We start from the raw sequence: 21,299 nt of genomic DNA on the forward strand, positions 1-21,299 counted from the left end.
GCCGCCGGCCTGCGGCCGGCGAGGATCAGAGCAGAACGACATCGAATTGCTCCTGCAGGTACTGCTCGTCCGCCTGGAAGCGGATGCTCTTGCCGAGGAACTCCTCCAGCTCGGCCACCGCCGAGGATTCCTCGTCGGTGATGCGCGCGACCACCTTGGTCGAAGCGATCACCAGCAGGCGCGCAGCATCGAACTGGCGCACCGCGCGGGTGATCTCACGGAAGATCTCGTAGGTCACCGTTTCGGTGGTCTTGATGCTGCCGCGGCCACTGCACTGCGGGCAGGTTTCCGACAGCTGGCGCTCCAGGCTCTCGACCGTGCGCTTGCGCGTCATCTCCACCAGGCCAAGCGGCGAGAAGTCGTAGACGGTGGTCTTGGCATGGTCGCGGGCCAACGCCTTTTCCAGCGTGCGCAGCACCTGGCGGCGATGCTCGGCATCGTCCATGTCGATGAAGTCGATGATGATGATGCCGCCCAGGTTGCGCAGCCGCAGCTGCCGCGCCACCGCCTGTGCGGCCTCCAGGTTGGTGCGGAACACCGTCTCTTCCAGGTTGCGCTGGCCGAGGAACGAACCGGTGTTGACGTCGATGGTGGTCATCGCCTCGGTCTGGTCGATCACCAGGTAGCCACCCGATTTCAGCGGCACCTGCTTGTCCAGCGCGCGGCCGATCTCATCCTCCACCCCGAACATGTCGAAGATCGGGCGGTCACCGGAATACAGCTCCAGCTTTTCGGCCAGCACCGGCATGTACTTGGCAACGAAGGCCTGCAGCTGGCCGAAGGTCTCCTTCGAATCGACCTTCACCTTGTCCACGTCCTTGCGGATCAGGTCGCGCACAGAACGCAGCGGCAGGCTCAGGTCTTCATAGATGATGCTGCAGGAGGCGGCTTCGCGGCCGCGGCGCTCGACCACGTTCCACACCCGTGACAGATAGGCGATGTCCTCGGCGATGGCCTCGGCCGGCTGGCCCTCCGCATTGGTGCGCACGATGTAGCCGTAGCCACCATGCTGGGCCGACAGCTCGGTCACCAGCGCCTTCAGCCGTGCACGCTCGGTCTCGTCTTCGATGCGGGCCGACACGCCCACTACCTTGGACTGCGGCAGCAGCACCATGTAACGCGAGGGAATGCTGATCTGCGTGGTCAGGCGCGCGCCCTTGGTGCCGATCGGATCCTTCACCACCTGCACCACGATGTCCTGGCCGTCGCGCAGCAGTTCGACGATCGGCACGCTGGCCGGCGGCGGCAGGGTGGTGTTCTCGGTATCGGCGCTGGCCACCGGGGCCGGGCGCACCACGTCGTTGGCGTGCAGGAACGCGGCGCGCTCCAGCCCGACCTCGACGAAGGCGGCCTGCATGCCGGGCATGACCCGCTGCACCTTGCCCTTGTAGATGTTGCCGACCACACCCCGGCGCCAGCCGCGCTCGATGTGCAGTTCCTGCAGCATGCCGTTTTCGATCACCGCGACCCGGGTCTCGCGCGGGGTCACATTGACCAGGATTTCCTCAGACATCTGCAGCCTCCCTGGCGGCATCGGCAATGGGGGCCGGCACGCCGCAGCGCGCCAGCAAACGATCAGTGTGCAGCAACGGCAGCCCCATCACGCCGGAGTAGCTGCCGGACAGGTGCTCGATCCAGCGTTCGGCGCCGCCCTGGATGGCGTAGGCACCGGCCTTGTCCAACGGTTCGCCGGTAGCTACGTAGGCGGCGATGTCGGTGGCGTCGATCGGCGCGAAGGTCACCTCGGAGATGACCAGCTCACTGTCCAGCCCTTGCGCGCCGACCACCACTACGGCGGTCATCACCTGGTGGGTGCGCCCGGCCAGCCGCGCCAGCATCGCCCGCGCATCGGCGGCATCGACCGGCTTGCCGAACACTTCACCGTCCAGCACCACTTCGGTGTCCGAACCGAGCACCCGCGCCTGCGGGTCATCGGCCAGCACCCGGGCCAGCCCGGCGCGCGCCTTGTCGGCGGCGACCCGGCAGACATATTGTTCGGCACTTTCAGCCGCAGCGCGCTGCTCGACAACCTCCAGGTCCAGGGCCTGGAAGGGGCGTCCGAGTCGGGCCAGCAACTGGTTGCGTCGGGGGGAGCGGGAAGCAAGATAGAGCATCGGCACAGCATAACCTGAGGCCGCCACCTGAATCGTCGGCAACCCGTTCCGGAACGCGTTCAACCCCGAACAGGCTCACAGCGCGTTCATCGCTACGACACCACCCTCACCGGCACAACAAGGAGTTCTCCATGCGCCTGACCGCCACCCCGCTGCTGCTCGCCCTGTCCCTCGCCCTTGGAACCTCGATGACCGCCCATGCTGCCCCGCCGTCGCCGTCGATCGCCGCCCCCGCGGAAGGCACCCTGCTGAACATCTCGGCCAACGCCGAGGCCACCCGCGTGCCGGACGTGGCCACCCTGTCGGCCGGCGTGGTTACCCAGGCCGCCGATGGCAACAGCGCCATGCGCCAGAACGCCCAGCAGATGGACAAGGTGCTGGCCGCGATCAAGGCCGCCGGCATTGCCGAGCGCGACGTGCAGACCAGCGGTGTCAGCCTCAACCCGCAGTACCGCTATGCCGACAACGAAGCACCGAAGATCACCGGCTACCAGGCCAGCAACACGGTCAGCCTGAAGGTGCGCGACATCGCCAAGCTCGGCAAGGTGCTGGACGCACTGGCGGCGCAGGGTGCCAACCAGATCAACGGCCCCAGCTTCGAGATCGACCAGCCCGAACCGGTGTATGACGAAGCCCGCCTGGCGGCGCTGAAGAAGGCCCAGGCCCGTGCCCAGACCTACGCGAAGTCCCTGGGCCTGCAGGTGCGCCGCATCGTCAGCATCTCCGAGAACGCCGGTGGCGGTTACCGCCCGATGCCGATGATGCGTGCCATGGCCGCCGGGGCGGCGATGGACAAGGCCACCCCGGTCGCGCCGGGTGAATCGACCGTGTCGGTCAACCTGGACGTGGTGTTCGAACTGGGCCGCTGATCGCCGCCGCCCGTGCCGAACCAGGCGGGTCCCGAACGGGGCCCGCCTTTTTTTATGCCTGCTGCCGGGGCTGGCTGAAGGCCAGCCCAACGATCCAGCCCGTGCCTCTAGGCAGTGGCCGCCATGCCGCGCTACTGATGCACTGCCAGCCGCGTGCGGCAACCCCGCCACGGGCCCTGGTGCGTTGAGGACTTCGTCACTGGCATGGAGGTGGACCATGGTTCGTACGTATCCCGTTGCATCCCCGCACTTCGACCCCGCCCGCGTTGCCGCCTGGAGCGCGGCCATCGCCCTGCATCTGCTCGCGTTCCTGTTGTTGCTGATTCCGGCCACCTATCAGGCCATCACCACACTGCCGCGCGACACCACCACGGTGCGGCTGATTCCGAGGGAACTGCCCAAGCCGCTGCCGCCGCCGCCCAAGTACGTGGAGCCACAGCACGTGGACGTCGTGCCGAAGCAGCAGAGCGTGCCGAAGGAAACAACGCCATTGCCGACGCCGACCGCCACGCTGGAGGAGGCACAGGGCATCATCACGCCCGCCGCGGAATCGACACCGGTGCAGTCGGCCCCGGGCATCGACCGTTCGACACCGTTGGCCGGTGCCCAGCTGCAGTACCGCAGCGCCCCACCGCCGTCCTATCCGGTGCCGGCGTTGCGCAACCACGAGCAGGGCACGGTACTGCTGCGGGTGGAGGTCGACAGCAGCGGCCAACCAGTCGCGGTCAGCATCGAGCGCAGCAGCGGCTCGCGCAGCCTGGACCTGGCCGCTCGCCAGCAGGTGCTCAAGCGCTGGCGCTTCGAGCCCGCACAGCGTGATGGCATAGCGGTACCGGCCATCGGCCTGGTACCGGTGCAGTTCTCGCTGCCGGACTGAGGCTTTCAGGGCCGGCCCGGCAACCTTTCCGGGCCGGCCTTCACACGCGAAAGGACAGACTCGGCAAAGTCCGCGATCAAGCGTTACGAATTAAGCAAAATTTCACTACTTCGTCACCTGTCGGAAACCTAGATTGATCCGTCCCGGACAGTACCGGAGACAGCCCTCAACGCTACGGTTTTCCAGTTAGGAGAGAAGCTGTGAAACACCTGATCCAACGGCCCGCCAGCCGCCGCCGCTGCACCCTGGCATCGTCCATTACCCACGTCCTTGCCGGCGGCACCCTGCTGCTGGTGGGCACCATGGCTTCCTCCTCCGCCTTCGCGCAGGAAAAGGCCACCAACCTCGACCGCATCACGGTCACCGGTTCGAACATCCCGCGTACCAACACCGAAACACCGTCCCCGGTGCAGGTGGTGACCCGCCAGGAAATCGACCGCACCGGCAAGACCTCGCTGGCCGAGTACCTGCAGACCATCACCGCCGATGGCGCCGGCTCGATTCCCAAGACCTTCGGCAACGGCTTTGCCGGCGGTGGCGCGGGCATCTCGCTGCGCGGCCTGGGCGCCGGCTCGACGCTGGTATTGTTGAATGGCCGTCGCATGGCGACCTATGGCCTGGCCGATGACGGCCAGAAGGTCTTCACCGACCTGAGCACCATCCCGCTCGACGCCGTTGAACGCGTGGAAGTGCTGAAGGACGGCGCCTCGGCGATCTATGGTTCCGATGCCATCGCCGGCGTGGTCAACATCATCCTGCGCAGCGACTTCCAGGGCGTCATCCTGCGCGGCTCCTACGGGCTGTCCGGTGACAGCGATGGCGACGCCAAGAAGGCGACCCTGACCGCCGGTACCGGCGATCTGGCCACCGATGGCTGGAATGCGTTCTTCAGCCTGGACGTGGGCAAGACCGACGCGATCAAGCTGAGCGACCGCAAGAACCGCAAGTGGATCGGTACCGGCGACACCCGCCCGTGGGGCTATGACAAGACCGCGCAGTTCCTTGGCGGTGCTTACACCCGTGGCGGCACTTCCGGCGGCTCCGGCCCCAACGGATCCTACCTCGACGCCACCGGCCACCTGGTTCCGCTGCCCGGCTGCGAAGGCCTGACCACCATCGGTGGCCAGACCCCGGCCAGCATTGCCGCCGACGGCTGCCTGTTCGATCCGGCGCAGCAGTACCGCGACCTGATTCCGGAAGAGAAGTACGTCAACGTGTTCGGCCGCGCCAGCTTCGCCTTCGGCGAGGGCGGCGAGATCTACACCGAGATCGGCTACTCGAAGAAGGAAACCATCTTCAGCAACACCCCGTCCGGCGTGTCGGGCGGCTGGGGCTACCCGGGCGGTCCGGTCAACGCCAACTCGGGCCCGGGTGCCACCGTGCTGGGTGCCAACCACCCGGACAACCCGTTCTACGGGCAGCCGGGCGCCACCCCGGTCCGCGTGCGCTACTCGGCCTGGGATGTCGGCCCGCGCGTGACCGACAACACCAACGAGTTCAACCGCTTCCTGGTCGGCATCAAGGGCAACTGGGGCGACTGGAGCTACGACACCGCCTACCTGCACTCGGGCACCGACCTGACCAACGAGCGCACCGGCTTCCTGCGCTACAGCGCCGTGCAGTGCGCACTGGGCAATGCGAACTGCGCCGGTGGCGTGTGGCGCATCGGTGACGATGCGGGCAAGAACTCGCAGGCGTTGTACGACTACATCTCGCCGAAGATCAGCGCGCGTGCCAAGTCGAGCCTGGACATGTTCGACTTCACCGTGTCGCGCAGCCTGATGGACCTCAAGGGTGGCCCGCTGGGCCTGGCGATCGGTACCGAGTGGCGCAAGACCAGCAACAGCCTGACCCCGCAGACCTACACCGACCAGGGCGACATCATCGGCCTGGGCTATTCGGCCTACGACGGCACCCAGAACGTCTACGCCGGCTACGTCGAACTGTCGGCACCGGTACTGGAGCAGCTGGAACTGTCCGGCGCGCTGCGTTACGACAAGTACGAAAGCGGTGAAGGCAAGGCCACGCCGAAGCTGGGCGTGAAGTGGACCCCGGCCGACTGGATCGCCCTGCGCGCCAGCTACGCCGAAGGCTTCCGTGCGCCGAACCCAGCCGAGAACGGCGATGGTGGCCTGGCCGCCTTCTCCTCCGCGGTCGATCCGGTGCGTTGCCAGATCAGTGGCGGCGCAGCGAGCGAGTGCGGTGCCAATTCGGTGGCCATCATCACCAAGCCGAACAAGCTGCTGAAGCCGGAAGAGTCCAAGAGCTACTCGATCGGCCTGGTACTGCAGCCGACCTCGACCACTTCGATGACCGTCGACGCCTGGCAGATCAAGCGCACCAACGAGATCGTCCAGGGCAACACCGAAGACGCCATCCTTGCCGGCAACGTGCTGCGTGACAGCAATGACCTCAATGGCGTGGCCAACAGCGGCACCATCCTGGCGGTCAACACCGGCTACGTGAATGCCAGTTCCTCGCGCGTCCGCGGTATCGACACCGACATCCGCCAGACCTTCGAGATCGGCCCGGGCCAGCTGGAGCTGGACCTGCAGTGGAGCCACATCCTGAAGTTCGAACGTACCGAAGGCGGCAAGACGGTCGATTATGTGGGCACCCACGGCAATTGCGATGTCACCAACTGCATCGGTACGCCGAAGGACAAGGTCAACTTCGGCACCACCTGGAAGCAGGGCCCGTGGAGCGTCAGCGGCATCGTCAACTACATCAGCAAGATGGACAACACGGGCAGTCGTGGCGGCAGCTACCTGGCCTTCTACGCTGACGAAACGCCGGTGACCAAGATCTCTTCGTTCACCACGATGGATCTGTCGGGCCGCTGGAGCATCAACGATTCGTTCGAACTCAATGCCTCGGTGGCCAACGTGTTCGATCGCATCGCCCCGCTCGATCCGACCACCTACGGTGCGGTGAACTACAACCCGATGCACTTCTCCGGTGCACTGGGCCGTTACTACACCGTCGGCTTCAAGTACACGTTCAAGTAACAGCGCATCGCCGTTGCATGCAGCACCTTCGAAGGCCCGGGCACCTGCCCGGGCCTTCGTCTTCCTGGCCCTTGCAGGCGTGTTCACGGCCACGCGGCTACCGTGTCCACGCGGCATCACTGCCGCAGGGGATCTCCATGGCCGCAACATCGCAACGACTGGGCCTGCCCGCGTTGACCGCACTGGTGGTCGGCTCGATGGTCGGTGCCGGCATCTTCTCCTTGCCACAGAACGTCGCGCGCAGCGCCGGCCCGGCCGCGGCGCTGATCGGCTGGGCGGTGAGTGGCGCCGGCATGCTGATGCTGGCCTTCGTGTTCCAGGCGCTGGCCAACCGCCGGCCGGACCTGGATACCGGCATCTACGCGTATGCGCGCGAGGGCTTCGGCAACTACATCGGTTTCTCTGCGGCGTGGGGCTACTGGGTCGCCTCCGTGCTTGGCAACGCCAGTTTCTTCGTGCTGATCTTCAGTGGCCTCGGCCACTTCATGCCGGTCTTCGGTGAAGGCAATACGCCGGCTGCGGTTGCCGCATCGTCCGTGCTGCTGTGGACCGTGCATCTGCTGGTGCTGCGTGGCCTGCGCACCGCGGCCATCGTCAACGGCCTGGTGACCGTGGCCAAGCTGCTGCCGATCGCGCTGTTCCTGGTGCTCGCCGCCGGTGCGTTCCGTCTCGATGTTTTTCGCGCAGACTTTCTGGGTACGCCTGCACTCGGCGACCTCGGCCAGCAGCTGCGCGGCATGATGCTGGTCACCGTGTGGGTGTTCATCGGCATCGAGGGCGCCAGCATCTACTCGCGGCGTGCCGCCCGCCGCGCCGACGTCGGCCGCGCCACGGTGATCGGCTTCCTCGGCGTCTGGCTGCTGCTGGTACTGGTCAGCCTGCTGTCGATGGGCGTGCTGACGCAGGCTGAACTGGCCGGGCTGCCCAATCCCTCGATGGCCTACGTGCTGCGTGCCATCGTCGGCGAGTGGGGCGCCACGGTGATCATCATCGGTTCGATCATTTCCGTACTCGGTGCGCTGCTGGCCTGGGTGCTGCTGTGTGCCGAAGTGCTGTATGCCGCAGCGGGCGACGGCACCATGCCGGCGTTCCTGGGCCGCGAGAACGCACGCGGCGTGCCCGCCAACGCGCTCTGGCTGAGCAACGGCCTGATCCAGCTGTTCCTGCTGCTGGTGCTGGTCAATGCGGGCAGCTACACCGGGCTGGTGCTGCTGGCCGCGTCGATGAGCCTGGTGCCGTATTTCCTGTCCACCGCGTTCGGCGTGCAACTGGCCTGGCGCGGGCACGCCTACGCAGGCGAGCCGAGCGTGCGCTGGCGCGATTTCGGCGTCGCACTGCTGGCCAGTGCCTATGCGCTGTGGCTGGTGTATGCCGGCGGCCTCGACAACCTGCTGCTGTCGGTACTGCTGTACGTACCCGGTGTGGTGTTGTTCGCGCTGACCCGGCGCCAGCGCGGCGAGCGGGTGTTCACGCGTTGGGAGTGGGTGCTGTTCGGCGCGATTCTGCTGGTGGCGATTGCCACGCTGGTGGCGTTCTCGAAGGGCCAGCTGACGCTGTAGAGCCGAGCATGGGCTCGGCTCTACAACGGGCGTTCCGGCAACATGCCGATGTCCTGCATCCAGCGCTCGGCCAGGTGGGGCCATGCCGCGACCGGTGCATCCTGCCTGCGCAGGCCGAACGCATGGCCGCCGCGTGCGAACAGGTGCATTTCCACCGGCACGCCCGCATCGATCAAGGCACGGTAGTAGGCCAGCGATTCGCGCACGTCATCGGTACGGTCATCGGTGGCCTGCGCGATGAACGTTGGCGGCACCTTGTCATCCACGACGATGTCCTTGACCAGCGACAGTCCCTTGCCGTGCCCTGCCCACAGGTGCCCGGAATACATGACCATCGCGAAATCGGGCCGGCTCGGCTGTGCATCGGCCGCATCGATCGGCGTGTAGCTGCGCCGCGCATGCGTGCTCAGGCCAGCCACCACATGGCCACCCGCGGAAAAGCCGATCACGCCGATGCGTTTCGGGTCGATCTTCCAGCGCGCGGCCTGCGCACGCAGCATTCCCATTGCACGCTGTGCATCCTGCAGCGCCATCGGCACCGATGGGATATCGCGGCAGTTGCAGTCCCGGTCCCAGTTCGGTCCCGACGCCGGCACGCGATACTTGAGCAACGCACAGGTGATGCCCTGCGTGGTCAGCCATTGGCAGATCTCGCTGCCTTCCAGATCCATCGCAAGCACGCGGTAGCCACCGCCCGGCACCACCATCACTGCAGCGCCGTTGCCTGGCTCCCTCGGCGGAAACACGGTGAGGGTCGGCACCGCCACGTTCTGCAGCATCATCCAGCGTTCGCCACTGGCTTCGGAAATCGCCTCACTGAGCTGCTCGGGTCCCTTCAGTTTCGGCGGCACCGCCGCCTTGCCATCCGGCCACAACGGCAGCTCCGTGGCGCCCTGCGGCGGGTGCCAGGTGGGAGGTTCAGCTTTCGCCGAGGCGAACGGCAGCACCACAAGCAGCAGCGAGCCCAGCAACAGGAGTGCGCGCACGATCAACATCCTTGGTCGATGACGCTGCATTGTAGAGTCGAGCTTGCTCGACTGTCGTGGCCGATCAACAGAGCAGTCGAGCGAGCTCGACTCTACCCGGCGCAAAAAAAAACCTGCATCTCGCGATGCAGGTTTTTCAAAGTGGCGCCCGAAGTTGGACTCGAACCAACGACCCCCTGATTAACAGTCAAGTGCTCTAACCGGCTGAGCTATTCGGGCAGACGACTAGTATAACCACTCTTCACGCGCGATGGTAGGGGTGATTGGCAATCATCGCCGCAGCACGGTACAGCTGCTCGGCCACCACCAGCCGCACCAGCATGTGCGGCAGCGTCAGTGGCCCGATCGACCACTTCTCATCGGCCAATGCCGAGACTTCAGGCGAATGCCCTTCCGGGCCGCCGATCAGGAAGGCCAGGTCCCTGCCCTGCCCACGCCAATGTTCCAGGCGCTGCGCCAGCTGTTCGGAACTGAGCTGGCGACCCGGCACGTCGAGCGCGACCACGTACGCATTCTTCGGCAATGCAGCGATCACCCGCTTGCCTTCGTCTTCGGTGGCGCGGCGCGGATCGCGGCCCTTGCCACGCAGGCCAGGCTCGATTTCCACCAGCTCGAACGGCAGCCAGTGCGACAGCCGCTTCTGGTACTCGGCGAACCCCTGCGCGACCCAGCTGGGTGCGCGTTCACCGGTGGCGATCAGGCGCGCTTTCATCCAAGGCATCTCCAAAACGTCGACGGCGCCATCGGCGCCGTCGAAGGGTGCAGCACTGCGTGGCTCAGGCCACTTCGTCGTCGCTGGGCGGCGGCTGGTCGCCGACCGTCCACAGCCGTTCAAGCGCGTAGAACTCGCGCACGCGCGGCAACATCACGTGGACGATGACGTCACCCAGATCAACCAGCACCCACTCGGCTTCGCGCTCGCCTTCAACGCCCAGCGGCATCACGTCGATGTTCTTGGCGAAACGCACGACTTCGTCGGCAATCGACTTGACGTGGCGGGTCGAAGTACCCGAAACCACGATCATGTAATCGGCAACGCTGGACCGGCCGCGCACGTCGATCTCGACCAGGTCCTTGGCCTTCAGGTCTTCGGTGGCTTGGCGGACGCTGGCCAGCAGTTCCGGCACGGACGGCGGCGGGCTGGGCAGATCGACCTTGATGGTCTGGGGCTGGGTCTGGTTGCTCAAAGTGGATCGACTCGATAAACGTGGGGGCGATTATACGGGCAAGCCGCAGCTGCGGCATTCACGGCGTGGAGGGGCGGTACAGCCCGTGGACGGCAACGTAGTCGGCCACGGCGGGCGGCAGCAGCGCACGCCAGGGCCCGCCGGAGGCGATCTGCGAGCGCACTGCGCTGGCTGATTCGTCACGCAGTGGGTGGTGCAGGCGCAGGATGCGGCCGGCCGGGCTGGCGAACAGCGCCTGTTCGTTGTCGGCCCAGCGCCCTTCCAGGGCACGGCCCAGCGCGCCGTCAACCGAGGCCCGCAGCGGGCTGCCCGGGCGTTCGGCCACCACGAAATGGGCCAGCCCGAACAGGGCCTCCCATTCGTGCCAGCTGGGCAGGCCCAGCAGGCTGTCGGCACCGACCAGCCAGGCCAGCGGCCGGCTCGGCCCCAGTTCGGCGCGCAGCTCGCGCAGGGTATCGACGGTGTAGGACGGGCGACCGGGGAAACGCGCCGCACGGTCCAGCTCGCGGCGGTCCAGCAGCAGGCCGGGCTCGTCGCCAATGGCCAGCGACAGCATGGTGCAGCGCTGCTCGGCGGTCGCACCGGGTACCGCGCGATGCGGCGGGTCGGCCGCCGGCAGCATGCGCACCGCCACCTGCAGTTCATCGCGGGCGGCACGCGCGATCGCCAGGTGCCCGAGGTGCACCGGATCGAAGGTGCCCCCGTAATAGATCCGCAGGCTCATCGCTCAGGCCCGCGCCAGCAGGCGCACCGCACGCGGTTCGGCCACGGCCACCAGCAGGCGCTCCAGCGCCAGCCAGGCATCGCCGTCGGCCCGCCCCTTGGCGATGCGGTCGACCAGCCCGGCTTCGGCCACGAAGCGCTCCCAGCGCTTGCCTTCCGGGTGGCGCTGCAGCGCACGCTTGTACGGCGCCTGGCGCGACTCCCAGATGCCCCGCGACTTCATTTCGGCGGCCAGGTTGCCGCCCCGCGCCTGCACCCGGGCCAGGCCGGCACCGGCCAGCAGCTCGCGGATCACCATCGGCATCAGTGCGGCCACCGCTTCGCCTTCGCCGCGCAGGCCGGCCAGCATGCGCAGCACCGCCGGCGGCTGGCCGGAGAACGTCGCCTCCAGCAGCCGGAACACGTCGTAGCGGGCGGCATCGGCCACCAGCGATTCCATCCGTTCCACATCCAGCGGCTGGCCATCGGCCAGCAATGCCAGCTTGTCGATCTCCTGGGCAGCGGCCAGCAGGTTGCCTTCCACCCGCTCGGCCAGTCGCTGCACGGCGGCCGGGTCGGCCCGCAGGCCCTTGCCACGCAGGCGGCGCTCGATCCAGTCCGGCAGTTCGTGCGGCTTGATCGCCCAGGCCACCGACAGCACGCCGATGCGGTTGACCGCCTCGGCCCACTTGCCCTGGTGGGCCTTGCTCCATTCGTTGGCGGTGATCATCAGCACCACGTCCGGCGCCGGGTTGGCGCAGAACTGGCTGATCACCTCGGCGCCGTCCTTGCCCGGCTTGCCGCTGGGCAGGCGCACCTCGACCAGGCGACGGGCGCTGAACAGGCTCGGCGCATTGAAGCTGGCGTCAAGCTGGTTCCAGTCGAAATCGCGGCCATCGGCGTCGAACACCTCGCGCTCGCCGATCCCGGCACTCCGCGCACGCGCGCGGATGGCGTCGGCCGCCTCCAGCACGCGCAGCGTCTCCGGGCCGGCAATCAGATAGACCGGCGCCAGTGCAACATCAGCGCCCTGGCTGGCCAGCTGCTCCGGACGCAGTTCCATCTTCGCTGCTCAGTGCTTGGCTGCGGGAACCGGCTCGGCCGGCACCGCGCCTTCGACGGGCTTGGCCTTCGGTGCCGACAGGCTGCCCCCCTTCTCAAGCTCGGCGCGGACCACGCTGTCGATGCGGCGGATGATCGATGCGGACATTTCCCGGCGCAGCTCATCGGCCAGGATCTCGCGCTCGGTGGTGGTACCGGTGGCGTCGGTCGGCGGCGACACGTAGTCACGCGACAGCTCGATCACCTGCTGCGGCACCAGCTCGCTGCCGTCTTCGCGACGGAAGATGAAGATCACCGCGTAACGCAGGCTGTATTCCTGTGCGCGGCCCTGCGAATCGATGGCGATCGGCAGGTCACCCCAGCTTTCGGACAGCACCTGCAGCTGGGTACTGGGTTCCTTGCTGTCTTCATCGGCCAGCTTGGCGCCGGAGGCGAGCAGGCTGCGGTTGAGCAGCTTGACCAGTTCGCTGTACGGCGCGGTGGAGACTACCTTCACCGGCGCGGTGTCGGTCGGCAGCATCAGCTTGCTGCGCAGATGGAAACCGCAGCCGGCAAGGCCGAGGGCAAGAACAAGGGCAAGCAGGATTCGGGTCATGTAGACAGTCTGGCGGAGCCGGGCGATCACGGCAACACACAGCCTGCCCGAAGCCGCGTGAATGCAGGGCCATCAAGTGCATGGCCCGGCACCGGAATGGCACCGGCCACCCCGCAGGTGGCCGGTGCGGGGTACATCAGGCGGCGACGATGTTCACGATCTTGCCCGGAACGATGATGATCTTGCGCACCGTCAGGCCTTCCAGGAACTTGGCCGCGTTCGGCTCGGCCAGGGCCAGTGCTTCGACCTGCTCGCGCGCGGCATCGGCCGCCACCTCGATGGTGCCACGCAGCTTGCCGTTGACCTGCACGGCCAGGGTCAGCGCATCACGCACCAGCGCACCGGCATCGGCCTGCGGGAACGGCTGGTCTTCCAGCAGCGTCTCGCCATGGCCCAGCACCTGCCACAGGGCGTGGCTGGCGTGCGGGGTGATCGGGTTCAGCAGCAGCACGATGGCCTGCAGTGCTTCCTGGCGCACCGCACGGCCCTGCCCGCTGCCGTCCTCGAACTTGGCCAGCGCGTTCATCAGCTCCATCACTGCGGCAATGGCGGTGTTGAAGCTGTGGCGGCGGCCATAGTCATCGCCGACCTTGCCAATGGTTTCGTGGGTCTTGCGGCGCAGGGCCTTCTGGCTGGCATCCAGCGCGGCCGCGTCCAGCGCCGGGGCCGCACCGTCGGCAGCGTGCTTCTGCACCTGGGCCCACAGGCGGCGCAGGAAGCGGGCCATGCCATCCACGCCGGCCTCGTTCCACTCCAGCGACTGCTCAGGCGGCGCGGCGAACATCGAGAACAGGCGCACGGTGTCGGCGCCGTACTTGCCGACCATCGCCTGCGGGTCCACGCCGTTGTTCTTCGACTTGGACATCTTCTCGGTGCCACCGACCACCACCGGCTGGCCGTCGGCGATCAGGGTGGCGCCGGTGATGCGGCCGCGTTCATCGCGCTGCACTTCCACATCGGCCGGGTTGATCCAGTCCTTCGAGCCGTCCGGGTTCGGGCGGTAGTAGGTCTCGGCGATCACCATGCCCTGGCACAGCAGGTTGCGCGCCGGTTCGTTGCTGTCCACCATCCGCGCGTCGCGCAGCAGCTTGTGGTAGAAGCGGAAATACATCAGGTGCAGGATCGCGTGCTCGATGCCGCCGATGTACTGGTCGACCGGCAGCCAGTAGTTGCCGCGCTTGTCGACGGCATCGCGCGCACCCGGCGAGGTGTAGCGGGCGTAGTACCAGCTCGACTCCATGAAGGTGTCGAAGGTATCGGTCTCGCGCTCGGCCGCACCGCCGCACTCCGGGCAGGTGGTCTTGCGCCATTCCGGGTCGGTCTTGATCGGCGAACCGGTGCCCGAGAACGCCACGTCTTCCGGCAGCACCACCGGCAGCTGCTCTTCCGGCACCGGCACCGCACCGCACTTGGCGCAGTAGATCACCGGAATCGGGCAGCCCCAGTAGCGCTGGCGGCTCACGCCCCAGTCGCGCAGGCGGTAGTTGACGCGGCGCTGACCCTGGGCCTTGCGCTCGAAACGCTCGGCCAGTGCTTCGAAGGCACCCTGGAAGTCCAGGCCGTCGAACTCGGCCGAATTGACCAGTTCGGTCTGCCGGCTCTTGTCGCTGTACCAGTCCTGCCAGCGGCTGCCGTCCCAGCTGCGCTCTTCTTCGCTGCGCGCATCCTTCAGCGCGATCACCTGCTTGATCGGCAGGCCATACTTGTTGGCCACTTCGTTGTCGCGCTGGTCATGGCCCGGGACGGCCATCACCGCGCCGGTGCCGTAGCCCATCAGCACGAAGTTGGCGACCCAGACCGGCACCTGCTCACCGGTGACCGGGTGCAGGGCGCGCAGGCCGGTGTCCATGCCGCGCTTTTCCTGGGTTTCCAGTTCAGCCTCGGACACGCCGCCCTGCTTCAGGTCGGCCAGCATCGCGGCCAGCTCCGGGTTGTTCTTCGCCGCGTGCAGCGCCAGCGGGTGCTCGGCGGCGATCGACACGAAGGTCACGCCCATCACGGTGTCCGGGCGGGTGGTGAACACGCGCAGCGGATCCAGCACACCGCCGTCCACGTCACGCACGTCGAACTGGATCTCCAGGCCTTCGGAACGGCCGATCCAGTTGCGCTGCATGGTCTTGACCGATTCCGGCCAGCCCTCCAGCTCATCCAGGCCGTCCAGCAGTTCCTGGGCGTAGTCGGTGATGCGCAGGAACCACTGCGGGATCTCGCGCTTCTCGACCAGGGCACCGGAACGCCAGCCGCGGCCGTCGATCACCTGCTCGTTGGCCAGCACGGTCTGGTCGACCGGGTCCCAGTTCACCACCGCGTTGCGGCGGTAGGCCAGGCCCTTGCGCATCAGCCGGGTGAACATGCGCTGCTCATGGACGTAATAGTCCGGACGGCAGGTGGCGAACTCGCGCGACCAGTCGATGGCATAGCCCAGCGACTGCAGCTGGCTGCGCATGTGGTCGATGTTCTTGTAGGTCCACGCCGCCGGCGCGGTCTTGTTCTTGATCGCGGCATTTTCCGCCGGCAGGCCGAACGCATCCCAGCCCATCGGCTGCAGCACGTTGTGACCGGTCATGCGCTTGTAGCGGCTGATCACGTCACCGATGGTGTAGTTGCGCACGTGCCCCATGTGCAGCGCACCGGACGGGTACGGGAGCATCGACAGGCAGTAGTACTTCGGCTTGTCCGAAGTCTCGTCGACCTCGAAGGCACGGGTGGCGTCCCAGTACTGCTGGGCGGCGGATTCAACCTGCTGCGGGTCGTAGGCGTTGGTTTCAGCGCTGGTCATGGAACACGCGGATGCGGCGGCAAAGCGGTACAGCGTACCGCAGTGCGGCAAACGTCTCCAATCCTGCCTGCCGCGTGCAGGCGCCGCCCGTGCGCGGAGAGCGTCTCAGCGAGGCCGCGACAGAGGCAGGGCCAGGGCCAGCCAGACCGCCCAGCAGGCGAAAGCCACGCGTTGCGCCAGCGGTGCCGGCAGCACGCCCTGCAGGGCGAAGGCCGCCATTGCCGCCAGTACGGCACAGATGACCGCCACCCCACCGAGGGCCTTGCCAAGACCTTGGCGCAGGTGGGAGATGCCCAGCAGCAGGGCGCCGGCAACAAATCCCAGCACCCAGATCATCCAGGCGCTGGCGTGCAGCTGGCTGGCCGGTCCATGCAGGTCATCCACGTCCAGCGGCAGCAGCCCCATCGCCGCAAAGGCCAGGCCGGCCAGCAGCAGCATCTGGCTGCCCACCCGCGGCGCCCAGCCGGCCGTGGCCGGAAGGCGGCGGCGCAGGCACTCGGCCACCGCCGCCGCCAGCAGGCCGGGCAGCACGAAGCCCAGCAGATTGAACCCCAGCGCATGCGGCACGCCCCGTGCGCCCAGCAGAGCCACCGGGTGGCGCGCCTGCGCGTAGCCGTCCAGCGCCGCGCCGAAGCCCACCACGGCCAGGACGAAGATGGCTGCAGCAAGCAGCCCCCACCAACGATCACGCCGGAGCACGGACATCGCGCGGATTCACCAAGAAGCGGAAGACCGGCCATTGTCGCGGCAACGATGCGGGGCGCCAAGCGGCGGCACATTTCAGAATCATTCGATATCCGCGCAGGCATGCCGCGCGCGATGCTCGGGGCATGGCAGTCCCGCCATGCAGGGAGACCTCCCATGATCCATCGCATCCTCGTCGCCGGCGCGCTCAGCCTGGGCCTGGCCACCACGGCCCACGCCGGCGAGTTCCAGTGCTCAGCCTGGATCGGCGCGCCCAGCGCCACGGCACCGCCGAGCAGCAACTTCTTCGGGGGCCCCACCATCAAGGCGCCCGACGCCCGCACCGCAGCTGAGCTGTATCAGGCTCGCATCTCCGAAACGACCCTGCCGCTGAAGACCGGGCGCTGGATCGTGCATCACGTCCGCTGCGATGAGCTGACGTAACGGCTGGCGCATCGAGGGCAGGCCCCGCGCCTGCCCCTCTCCCGCCCGGAATGGCCATGGTTGGTGGCGCCACCAAAGGGTTGAGTCTGACATCGATCGTCACCATAGAATCGGTCTCCAGATGCCAGACGATGCCTCCCCCATGACCGAGACGACCTACGTATTCGACGCTACCACCGCGACCTTCGAGGCCGAAGTCCTGCAGAAGTCGCTGCAGACGCCGGTGCTGGTCGATTTCTGGGCCACCTGGTGCGGGCCGTGCAAGACCCTCGGCCCGATGCTGGAAAAGCTGGCAGCCGAATACAACGGCGCCTTCGAACTGGCCAAGGTCGATGTCGACCAGGAACAGCAGATCGCGGCGGCGTTCCAGATCCGCTCGGTACCGACCGTGTTCCTGGTCAAGGGTGGCCAGCTGGTGGACGGCTTCCCCGGCGCGATTCCGGAAGGCCAGCTGCGCGAGTTCCTGGCCCAGCACGGCATCGTGCCCGCCGATATCGGCGATGCCACCTCCGAGGACGAAGCACCGCTGGACCCGCAGGCGCAGGTGGACGTGCTGCGCGCGCAGATCGCCGCCGAGCCGGACAAGGATGAGCTCAAGCTCGACCTGGCCCTGGCCCTGCTGCAGATCGGCGGCGTGGATGAAGCCGGCACGCTGATCGACGGCCTGCCCGCCAACCTGGCCACCGATGACCGCGCCGTCCGTGCCCGTGCCCGCCTGTCCTTCGCGGCCGCGCTGAAGGATGCCCCCGCGGCCGAAGTGCTGGAGGCGCGCATCGCCGCCGACGGCAATGACCTCAAGGCCCGCCACCTGCGGGGGGTTCAGCTGCTGCTCGGCGGCCATGACGAGGCCGCACTGGCACAGTTCCTGGAAATGCTGCGGATCGATCGCAGCTTCGAGGAAGGGTTGCCGCGCAAGGCCCTGATCGATGCCTTCAATGTGATCTCCGACGAGGACCTCGTTGGCCAGTACCGCCGCAGGATGGCCTCTCTGCTGTTCTGAACGGGAGCCCCCTTCGTTCAGAATCCCTGCACTGAACGCGGGCAATAATGCGCGAGATGGCGGCCGTTCGGCCGCCACGATCCGTTCGGGGGGATGAGGTCGGGGCCATGGGGTCTTGCAGCTGCACCTCCGCATTGCCGGGATTGCAAACTGTGACCTTCGTCCGCTCGCTGTCGTTCGCCAAGCGCTTCCAGGGCGCCATGCTGTGTGCCCTTCTCCTCCTGCTGCTGCCAGGCGTGGCCGGCGCCCAGGACTGGAATTACCGGGTCCGTCCCGGCGATACCCTGTGGGATCTGGGCGGCCTGTACCTGAAGCCCTCGGTACGCTGGCAACAGCTGCAGCAACACAACCGCATCGACAATCCCTATCGGTTGCCGCCCGGCCAGCTGCTGCGCTTCCCGATCAGCTGGCTGCGTACAGAGCCTGCGCCGGCCCGCGTGCTGTCGGTTCGCGGCAAGGTCGAGCTGTCCGGCGCCGATGGCAGCGCCACGCGCGCGATCCTGGCGGGCGAGCAGCTGCGTATCGGCGACACCGTGCAGACCGAGGGCGAATCCAGCGTCACCCTCGAGTTCGCCGACGCCTCGCGCCTGCAGCTGCGCGAGTACTCACGGCTGCGCCTGGACCAGCTCAGCCGCTATGGCCACACCGGCATGGTGGACACCCGCCTGCGCCTGCAGCAGGGCCGCGCCAGCAACCGGGTCACGCCCGCCCGCGGCCCGGCATCGCGCTACATCATCGATGCGCCCACCGCGACCAGCAGCGTACGCGGCACCGTATTCCGGGTCAGCGCCGGCGACGCCGGCCAGGTCGGTGCGACCGAGGTCCTGCAGGGCAAGGTGCAGGTCGGCAACACCCACGGACAGCGCCTGGTCCGGCCGGGCCAGGCCACGCTCAGCGGCAGCGCCGACGCCGCACCGGACGCGGTCTCCCCGCTGCTGCCGGCACCGCAGCTGCACAACGACGAACTGCGCCTGGCGCCGCTGCCGACGCTGCTTGCCTGGGAGCCCGTTGCGGGTGCCGCGCATTACCGCGTGGAAGTGGTGCAGTCCGCAACCCCGGAAATCCTGCTGTATGCCGCCACCACCACCGATACACGCCTGGCGATCGGCGACCTCCCGCCCGGCCAGCTGCGCATCCTGCTGCGCGCCGTCGATGCACAGGGCGTGGAGGGCCTGGACGCCAGCGCCGACTTCGAACTCAGTGACCAGCCACCCCCGCCGCTGACTGTGTCCCCCCTGCACGCGCAGACGATCAACAGCGACCGCCCGCGCTTCCGCTGGAGCCAGGCCCCCGGCGCGCGCAGCAGTGTGCTGCAGATCGCCTCCGATCCCACGTTCCAGCAGCCACTGCAGGAACAGGCGACCCATGGCACCGACCTGCGCCTGGCGCAGCCACTGCCGCCAGGCCAGTACTTCTGGCGCGTCGCGTCGCGTGATGGCAATGGCCACCAGGGCCGCTACGGCCAGGCACTGCCACTGCAGCTGAGCAATGAACCGGTCGACCCGGCGCTGCAACCGCCGGAAGCGGCTCATGGTGAACTGACCCTGCGCTGGCAGGCTGGCAGCGAAGGCCAGCGCTACCGGGTGCAGGTCGATCGCCATGGCGATTTCAAGGCACCGCTGGTCGACGAAACCGTGGCCGAGCCGCAGGTCAGTTTCAAGCGGCCGTGGAGCGGCACCCTGCATGTGCGCGTGCAGTACATCGACGATGACGGCCATGCCGGCGAGTTTTCGCCCGCCCAGCAGATCAAGCTGGCGTGCCGCCTGTGCTACGGCGCTGGCGGTGGTGCCGTGCTGCTCTGGTTGCTGTTGTGAGGCGTTCGCCACTGCCGTGGAGCAAGCGGATCGCACTGGCCCTGCTGGCCGGTGTGCTGACCGTGCTGGCCAGCCAGGGCCAATGGCTGTGGCGACAGGACGAGACCGCCTACGACGCGCTGGTCGGTGACTGGGACTACCGCCCCGACCCCAGCGTGCTGATCGTGGCCATCGACGAAGGCAGCCTGCAACGCATCGGCCAGTGGCCCTGGCCGCGCTCGATACACGCGCGCCTGCTGGACCGTTTGACCGATGCTGGTGCCGAGCGCGTCGCGCTGGACCTGATGCTGTCCGAACCGGATCGGCGCGACAGCCGCCAGGACGATGCGCTGGCGGCGGCCATCCGCCGCAATGGCCGAGTGGTGCTGCCGGTACTGGCCGCGCCCGCCGCGGGTGACCGCATGGCCGAGGAAATGCTGCCGATCCCGCAGATCGCGGCCAGCGCCGCAGCCATCGGCCACACCGATGTCGAAGTGGATGGCGACGGTGTCGCCCGCGGCCTCTACCTGCACGCCGGCATCGGCCAGCCACATTGGCCCGCGCTGGGCCTGGCGTTGGCCGGCCTGCCGGCAGGCGCCGTGCACGGCCTGCCCGACCCCGACCCCGGAGTCGGCTCGCCCTATCAATGGCGGCGCGACGACTATGTGCGCGTGCGCTACGCCGGCCCGCCGGAGCGACTGCCGCAGGTGTCCTACGCCGATGTACTCGACGGCCACGTCGACATGGCGATGCTGCAGGGCCGCCGCATCGTGGTCGGCATGACCGCCAGCGGCATCGCGCCGCGCCTGCTGACACCGACCACCCGCGAATTCTGGATGAGCGGCAGCGAGTACCAGGCCAACATCGCTTCGATGCTGCTGCAGCACAAGCAGATCGATGTACTGCCCTCGGCATGGCAACAGGCCATCAGCGCGGTGCTGGTCGCACTGTGCGTCCTCCTGCTCGGCCTGCGCCTGCCCTGGCTTGCGGCGCTGGCGTCGTTGCCGGCGGCCCCATTGCTGAGCTGGTTGCTGCTGCGCAGCAGCGATCTGTGGTGGGCGCCGGCCACCGCGATGCTGGGCATTCTATTGGTGCTTCTGGCCTGGGCGATCTGGCGGATCTCGGCCTGGCACCGCCAGGCCAACCGCGATGCGCTGACCGGCCTCGGCAATCGCCTGCGTTTCGAGCAGTCGCTGCAGCAGGAATGCGACGCCGCGCGGCGCAGTGGCAAGCCGCTGAGCCTGGCGTTGATCGACGTGGACCATTTCAAGCGTCACAACGACCTCCACGGCCACCAGGTGGGTGATCGCGTGCTGCGCGATGTCGCCCGCCTGATCGGCGCGCATGCGCGGCGCCCGCGCGAAATGGCCGCACGCTATGGCGGCGACGAATTCGCGCTGGTGCTGCCGGATACACCGGCCGAGGGCGCGCGCCTGGTGATCGAAGACCTCATCGCCTGCGTGCGGGCACTGCCGCCCCCGGGTGATGGCGGCGGCGAGCGGATCACCCTCACCATTGGTGTGTTCACCCGCGTACCCGACGGCGAACTGCAGCCGCACGACTTCGTGGAGGGCGCCGACACCGCCCTGTACCAGGCCAAGGCCAATGGCCGCGACGGATGTGTGATCGACGGCGCGTGA

Annotated in this window: 18 protein-coding genes and 1 tRNA gene; 8 read left to right on the top strand and 11 right to left on the bottom strand. The window is 67.7% G+C overall.

Annotation, left to right across the window (positions count from 1 at the left end; translation table 11 throughout):
* Positions 1-25: 25 nt before the first annotated feature.
* The gene (gene rng / locus VN11_RS15820) at positions 26-1,513 is read right to left on the bottom strand and encodes a ribonuclease G (protein ID WP_008264487.1); all 1,488 of its coding nucleotides are present in this window, start codon (positions 1,511-1,513) and stop codon (positions 26-28) included.
* Positions 1,506-2,114 (bottom strand): Maf family nucleotide pyrophosphatase, encoded by a 609-nt coding sequence (locus tag VN11_RS15825; protein ID WP_006460404.1) that lies wholly within the window; start codon positions 2,112-2,114, stop codon positions 1,506-1,508. The genes rng and VN11_RS15825 overlap by 8 nt, the downstream gene beginning before the upstream one ends.
* A gap of 131 nt (positions 2,115-2,245) precedes the next feature.
* On the opposite strand from VN11_RS15825, the gene VN11_RS15830 reads away from it, so the two are divergent.
* The 4 genes from VN11_RS15830 (at position 2,246) to arcD (ending at position 8,427) form a co-directional block, all read left to right on the top strand.
* Positions 2,246-2,983: an SIMPL domain-containing protein gene (locus VN11_RS15830; protein WP_006460407.1), complete on the top strand. Its 738-nt coding sequence runs from the start codon at positions 2,246-2,248 to the stop codon at positions 2,981-2,983.
* Between the two features lie 217 nt (positions 2,984-3,200).
* On the top strand, positions 3,201-3,860 hold the full coding sequence (locus tag VN11_RS15835) for an energy transducer TonB (protein WP_053450434.1): 660 nt from the start codon (positions 3,201-3,203) through the stop codon (positions 3,858-3,860).
* Between the two features lie 200 nt (positions 3,861-4,060).
* A complete protein-coding gene (locus VN11_RS15840) occupies positions 4,061-6,868 on the top strand; it encodes a TonB-dependent receptor (RefSeq protein WP_053450435.1) in 2,808 nt (935 codons plus the stop codon).
* A 137-nt stretch (positions 6,869-7,005) separates the two neighbouring features.
* Positions 7,006-8,427, top strand: coding sequence for an arginine-ornithine antiporter (gene arcD, locus VN11_RS15845; RefSeq protein WP_053450436.1), 1,422 nt, complete (start codon positions 7,006-7,008; stop codon positions 8,425-8,427).
* A gap of 20 nt (positions 8,428-8,447) precedes the next feature.
* On the opposite strand, the gene VN11_RS15850 is transcribed toward arcD, so the two are convergent.
* From VN11_RS15850 to VN11_RS15890, 9 genes are all read right to left on the bottom strand, one after another.
* Complete coding sequence (locus tag VN11_RS15850; RefSeq protein WP_404830601.1) at positions 8,448-9,395, bottom strand: alpha/beta hydrolase; 948 nt, start codon at positions 9,393-9,395, stop codon at positions 8,448-8,450.
* A gap of 160 nt (positions 9,396-9,555) precedes the next feature.
* Positions 9,556-9,632: transfer RNA gene (locus VN11_RS15855), tRNA-Asn, on the bottom strand.
* 22 nt (positions 9,633-9,654) lie between these two features.
* Positions 9,655-10,125: a 23S rRNA (pseudouridine(1915)-N(3))-methyltransferase RlmH gene (rlmH, locus tag VN11_RS15860; RefSeq protein ID WP_005418108.1), complete on the bottom strand. Its 471-nt coding sequence runs from the start codon at positions 10,123-10,125 to the stop codon at positions 9,655-9,657.
* 64 nt (positions 10,126-10,189) lie between these two features.
* A complete protein-coding gene (gene rsfS, locus VN11_RS15865) occupies positions 10,190-10,600 on the bottom strand; it encodes a ribosome silencing factor (RefSeq protein WP_008265938.1) in 411 nt (136 codons plus the stop codon).
* Positions 10,601-10,658: 58 nt separating this feature from the next.
* The gene (gene nadD / locus VN11_RS15870; RefSeq protein WP_053450437.1) at positions 10,659-11,324 is read right to left on the bottom strand and encodes a nicotinate-nucleotide adenylyltransferase; all 666 of its coding nucleotides are present in this window, start codon (positions 11,322-11,324) and stop codon (positions 10,659-10,661) included.
* Positions 11,325-11,327: 3 nt separating this feature from the next.
* On the bottom strand, positions 11,328-12,365 hold the full coding sequence (gene holA / locus VN11_RS15875) for a DNA polymerase III subunit delta (RefSeq protein ID WP_053450438.1): 1,038 nt from the start codon (positions 12,363-12,365) through the stop codon (positions 11,328-11,330).
* A gap of 9 nt (positions 12,366-12,374) precedes the next feature.
* Positions 12,375-12,959: an LPS assembly lipoprotein LptE gene (gene lptE / locus VN11_RS15880; RefSeq protein ID WP_053450439.1), complete on the bottom strand. Its 585-nt coding sequence runs from the start codon at positions 12,957-12,959 to the stop codon at positions 12,375-12,377.
* A gap of 136 nt (positions 12,960-13,095) precedes the next feature.
* Complete coding sequence (leuS, locus tag VN11_RS15885) at positions 13,096-15,738, bottom strand: leucine--tRNA ligase (RefSeq protein ID WP_053451360.1); 2,643 nt, start codon at positions 15,736-15,738, stop codon at positions 13,096-13,098.
* A gap of 105 nt (positions 15,739-15,843) precedes the next feature.
* Complete coding sequence (locus VN11_RS15890; RefSeq protein WP_053450440.1) at positions 15,844-16,443, bottom strand: DUF998 domain-containing protein; 600 nt, start codon at positions 16,441-16,443, stop codon at positions 15,844-15,846.
* Positions 16,444-16,599: 156 nt separating this feature from the next.
* Between VN11_RS15890 and VN11_RS15895 the strand changes: the two genes are divergently transcribed.
* The 4 genes from VN11_RS15895 to VN11_RS15910 all read left to right on the top strand — a co-directional run bounded on the left by VN11_RS15895 (position 16,600) and on the right by VN11_RS15910 (position 21,299).
* Positions 16,600-16,866, top strand: coding sequence for a hypothetical protein (locus tag VN11_RS15895; RefSeq protein WP_053450441.1), 267 nt, complete (start codon positions 16,600-16,602; stop codon positions 16,864-16,866).
* Positions 16,867-17,008: 142 nt separating this feature from the next.
* Positions 17,009-17,866, top strand: coding sequence for a thioredoxin (gene trxA / locus VN11_RS15900; RefSeq protein ID WP_053450442.1), 858 nt, complete (start codon positions 17,009-17,011; stop codon positions 17,864-17,866).
* Between the two features lie 107 nt (positions 17,867-17,973).
* The gene (locus VN11_RS15905; protein ID WP_053450443.1) at positions 17,974-19,680 is read left to right on the top strand and encodes a FecR family protein; all 1,707 of its coding nucleotides are present in this window, start codon (positions 17,974-17,976) and stop codon (positions 19,678-19,680) included.
* Positions 19,677-21,299 (top strand): CHASE2 domain-containing protein, encoded by a 1,623-nt coding sequence (locus tag VN11_RS15910; RefSeq protein ID WP_053450444.1) that lies wholly within the window; start codon positions 19,677-19,679, stop codon positions 21,297-21,299. Before VN11_RS15905 ends, VN11_RS15910 begins: the two co-directional genes overlap by 4 nt.

It is taken from the genome of Stenotrophomonas maltophilia (assembly GCF_001274595.1).
In the GTDB taxonomy this organism is placed as follows: Bacteria; Pseudomonadota; Gammaproteobacteria; order Xanthomonadales; family Xanthomonadaceae; genus Stenotrophomonas; species Stenotrophomonas forensis.

What these genes read in the sequence shown, in the direction of transcription:
- nadD (WP_053450437.1), bottom strand. Translation starts at nt 11,324, where the DNA reads ATGAGCCTGCGGATCTATTACGGGGGCACCTTCGATCCGGTGCACCTC.
- rng (WP_008264487.1), bottom strand. Translation starts at nt 1,513, where the DNA reads ATGTCTGAGGAAATCCTGGTCAATGTGACCCCGCGCGAGACCCGGGTC.
- lptE (WP_053450439.1), bottom strand. Translation starts at nt 12,959, where the DNA reads ATGACCCGAATCCTGCTTGCCCTTGTTCTTGCCCTCGGCCTTGCCGGC.
- VN11_RS15905 (WP_053450443.1), top strand. Translation starts at nt 17,974, where the DNA reads ATGGGGTCTTGCAGCTGCACCTCCGCATTGCCGGGATTGCAAACTGTG.
- leuS (WP_053451360.1), bottom strand. Translation starts at nt 15,738, where the DNA reads ATGACCAGCGCTGAAACCAACGCCTACGACCCGCAGCAGGTTGAATCC.
- VN11_RS15895 (WP_053450441.1), top strand. Translation starts at nt 16,600, where the DNA reads ATGATCCATCGCATCCTCGTCGCCGGCGCGCTCAGCCTGGGCCTGGCC.
- VN11_RS15835 (WP_053450434.1), top strand. Translation starts at nt 3,201, where the DNA reads ATGGTTCGTACGTATCCCGTTGCATCCCCGCACTTCGACCCCGCCCGC.
- VN11_RS15825 (WP_006460404.1), bottom strand. Translation starts at nt 2,114, where the DNA reads ATGCTCTATCTTGCTTCCCGCTCCCCCCGACGCAACCAGTTGCTGGCC.
- rlmH (WP_005418108.1), bottom strand. Translation starts at nt 10,125, where the DNA reads ATGAAAGCGCGCCTGATCGCCACCGGTGAACGCGCACCCAGCTGGGTC.
- VN11_RS15830 (WP_006460407.1), top strand. Translation starts at nt 2,246, where the DNA reads ATGCGCCTGACCGCCACCCCGCTGCTGCTCGCCCTGTCCCTCGCCCTT.
- holA (WP_053450438.1), bottom strand. Translation starts at nt 12,365, where the DNA reads ATGGAACTGCGTCCGGAGCAGCTGGCCAGCCAGGGCGCTGATGTTGCA.
- VN11_RS15890 (WP_053450440.1), bottom strand. Translation starts at nt 16,443, where the DNA reads ATGTCCGTGCTCCGGCGTGATCGTTGGTGGGGGCTGCTTGCTGCAGCC.
- trxA (WP_053450442.1), top strand. Translation starts at nt 17,009, where the DNA reads ATGACCGAGACGACCTACGTATTCGACGCTACCACCGCGACCTTCGAG.
- arcD (WP_053450436.1), top strand. Translation starts at nt 7,006, where the DNA reads ATGGCCGCAACATCGCAACGACTGGGCCTGCCCGCGTTGACCGCACTG.